We start from the raw sequence: 3,250 nt of genomic DNA, 5'->3' as shown, positions 1-3,250 counted from the left end.
GCCCGCCTCAGTCGTCCTGATCGAGGCCGACGGCCAGCACGCTGACGTGGCCGCGGTCCCAGTCCAGGTCGAGCACCACCAGGCTCTGTTCGGCGTGGAAATCGGAGACCCGCACCTTGTGGGTGACCGCGGTGACCGCCAACTGTCCCAGGTCGCCGACGTGGCGTCCCTGCACCTGAAGAGTGGTGCCGTCGGCGAAGCACATCCGGGCCAGACCGCGGGAGGGTCCGGGCCGGACGGCGCGCAGCGGCACATTGCGCCGCACCACATTGCCCACCCGATACAGCAGCATCTGGACGGGAGCCCGTCCGAACTCCTGCTCGATCCGGTGGCCGGCCGCGGTCAGTTCGGCGAGATCGCTCTCCAGCAGACCGAGTTCCTCGGGGGTCCAGGTCGACGTGCGCACCGTCGACGTGGGCACCCTTCGAGACTTCTTCGGTCGGCGCATCATGCCGACCACGATCGCGACCAGCAGCGCGACCACCGCGAACGCGACCAACCCGGTCATACTCCCACTGTGCGCCGCCGGTGCGCGCGACGCAATACATCCATCGCGAACGACCGCTGGTCGAACTTGTCGAGTCCCGATGGTGGGCCTGCGGTTCGCTGGTCGAGCTTGTCGAGACCCCCGCCGCGTGGGTTCGACAGACTCAGCCGACGGTCGTGGTGCCAGCGGGCTCAACCGGGTTTCGACAGGCTCAACCAACGGCGTGCAGAATCTCAACCAACGGCGTGCAGGATGTCGCGACTGCGACGGACGTCGTCCTCCACCTGGAGGATCAGCGCGTCGATGCCCTCGAACCGGACCTGCCCGCGGATGCGTTCGATGAAGTCAACCGCGATCGGAGCGCCGTACAGCTCGAGATCGGTGCGGTCGAGCACATAGGACTCGACGCGGCGCTGCACGCCGTCGAAGGTCGGGTTGGTGCCCACCGAGATCGCCGCCGGCCAGCGCTCGGCGTCCTGGCCCTCGGGCAAGGGCTCACCATGGGCGTCCAGTTCGTCGAGCCGGGTCACCCAGCCGGCGTAGACGCCGTCCGCCGGGCAGGCCAGCTCGTCCGGAACGGGCAGGTTGGCCGTTGGAAAGCCCAGTTCACGTCCGCGATGGTCACCGTGCGCCACCACGCCGGTGAATCGGAAGGGGCGTCCGAGATGCTCTGCGGCGTGCGCCACGTCACCGGTGGCGAGTGCCTCGCGAATGGTCGTCGAGCAGGTCTCCTCGTCACGAAAGCGGACCAGCTTCAACGCGTCCACTTCGAACCGTCCGCGGCCGAGTTCGCGGAGCGTGTCCACGGTGCCGGCTGCGCGGTGTCCGAAGCGGAAGTTCTCCCCCACCACGATCAATGCGGGATGCAGCGGCGACAACACCTCGGTGACGAACTGCTCGGGACTGAGCCGGGCGAACTCCGGTGTGAAGTCCACCACCTCGACCCGGTCGGCCCCGGCCGCCCGCAGCAGCGCGATCCGTTCGTCCAGCCCGGTCAACAGCATCGGCGCCCGCTCTGGACGCAGCACCCGGACGGGGTGCGGCCAGAAGGTGACCACCACCAGCGGCAGATCGGGACGGCGCGCGTGCGCCTCGGCGAGCACTTCGACATGGCCCGGGTGTACGCCATCGAAGTTGCCGATGACCACCACCGATTCGCTCACGAGGAGCCAGCCTAACGCCCACCTCGCGAGGAGGCACATCCCACGGCGCAGTGGGGGTCGAATGGCCCGGCCGCCCGACCGTGAGTGTCCGGCGCCTGGTCGCCACCGCTCGGCCGGCGGAGACGAGCCCGGACGCCGAGTGGCGGCCCGCAACGGGTCGCCACTCGGATCGGAGCTGGGGGTTCGGCCGGTTCGGGGACGGATCGGTTCAGACGGTGAGGCCGAGGCGGGCGCCCGGCACATTGGCCTGCAGGAGCTCGTCGCCCTGCATCTGCAGTTCCGCGCCGAGCCGCTCACGCAGCTCGGCCGACTCCAGTTGGGACACCATGTCGGCGATCGTCACCACGCGGGCGAGATCTCGTGACCAGGCACCCTGTTCGACTCCGGGGACCTTGACGATGTCCAGGATGTCGACGACCTCACGCCTCGGGTCCGGAAACCCTCCGCCCGCCTCGTTCACGATCTCCTTGAGTCGGTCGAACCAATCGACCGGATCCGGCGGCCAAGGCCATTTCCGGCGATAGGGAATGACGAGGTCGAGGCAGATCCCGGTTCCGTTCTCAAGCCTCAGGTAGTGATCGCAGCCCATGGCGTGCTTCCTCTCGTTGAGCCCCGCGAGCGCGGGGCGTTCGACGGATAGACGGGCGACCGCCCGGTTGTGATACGCCGCACCCGAGCCTCTCGGCCGGGCTGGTTGGATGGGGACCATGGAGTTTCGTCATCTGGGCAGCTCGGGGCTGAAGATCTCTGAGATCACGTACGGCAACTGGCTCACGCACGGGTCGCAGGTGGAGAACGAGGCCGCGCTGGCCTGCGTCCGGGCCGCCCTGGACGCCGGCATCACCACCTTCGACACCGCCGACGTCTACGCCAACACCAAGGCCGAATCGGTGCTCGGCGAGGCCTTGGCCGGTGAACGCCGGGAATCGATCGAGATCATGACCAAGGTGTTCTGGCCGACCGGACCGCGCGGCCACAACGACAGTGGACTGAGCCGCAAGCACATCATGGAGTCGATCAACGGCTCACTGAGCCGGCTGCGCACCGACTACGTGGACGTCTACCAGGCGCACCGCTACGACGTGGAGACGCCGCTGGAAGAGACCATGCAGGCTTTCGCCGACGTGGTCCGCTCGGGCAAGGCCCTCTACATCGGGGTCAGTGAGTGGAGCGCCGAGCAGATCCGGGCCGGTCAGGAACTGGCTCGGCAGCTGGGTTTCGCGCTGGTGTCGAACCAGCCGCAGTACTCGATGCTGTGGCGGGTGATCGAGGGCGAGGTGGTGCCGACCAGTCGCGAACTGGGGCTGTCACAGGTGGTCTGGTCGCCGATCGCGCAGGGTGTGCTGACCGGCAAGTACCTGCCCGGCCAGCCCGTCCCCGAGGGCTCACGGGCGACCGATGAGAAGGGCGGCAAGCGCACCATCAGCCGGTTCCTGGACGACGCCATTCTGGAGCGGGTGCAGAAGCTGAAGCCGATCGCGTCCGATCTGGGGTTGAGCATGGCGCAGCTGGCGGTCGCCTGGGTGCTGGCCAACGACAATGTGGCCTGCGCGATCGTCGGCGCCTCGCGTCCGGAGCAGGTCGCCGACAACGCCGCGGC

General features: G+C 68.4%; 4 protein-coding genes. 1 reads left to right on the top strand and 3 read right to left on the bottom strand.

Annotation, left to right across the window (positions count from 1 at the left end):
* Positions 1 to 7 precede the first annotated feature (7 nt).
* From Q0066_RS16395 to Q0066_RS16385, 3 genes are all read right to left on the bottom strand, one after another.
* Positions 8 to 508: a hypothetical protein gene (locus Q0066_RS16395; protein WP_298134951.1), complete on the bottom strand. Its 501-nt coding sequence runs from the start codon at positions 506 to 508 to the stop codon at positions 8 to 10.
* 212 nt (positions 509 to 720) lie between these two features.
* On the bottom strand, positions 721 to 1,689 hold the full coding sequence (locus tag Q0066_RS16390) for a bifunctional riboflavin kinase/FAD synthetase (RefSeq protein WP_298134949.1): 969 nt from the start codon (positions 1,687 to 1,689) through the stop codon (positions 721 to 723).
* A 169-nt stretch (positions 1,690 to 1,858) separates the two neighbouring features.
* Entirely contained in the window at positions 1,859 to 2,239 is a 381-nt protein-coding gene (locus Q0066_RS16385) for a hypothetical protein (RefSeq protein WP_298134947.1), read from the bottom strand.
* A gap of 118 nt (positions 2,240 to 2,357) precedes the next feature.
* On the opposite strand from Q0066_RS16385, the gene Q0066_RS16380 reads away from it, so the two are divergent.
* Positions 2,358 to 3,250, top strand: an 893-nt coding sequence (locus Q0066_RS16380; RefSeq protein WP_298134945.1) for an aldo/keto reductase family protein, incomplete at its 3' end; no start/stop codon positions are given.

The sequence above is a fragment of the Micropruina sp. genome (assembly GCF_027492755.1).
Taxonomy (GTDB): Bacteria; Actinomycetota; Actinomycetes; order Propionibacteriales; family Propionibacteriaceae; genus Micropruina.
The sequence above is the reverse complement of the archived record's forward strand: the minus strand, read 5'-3'. Positions and strand labels throughout refer to the sequence as shown.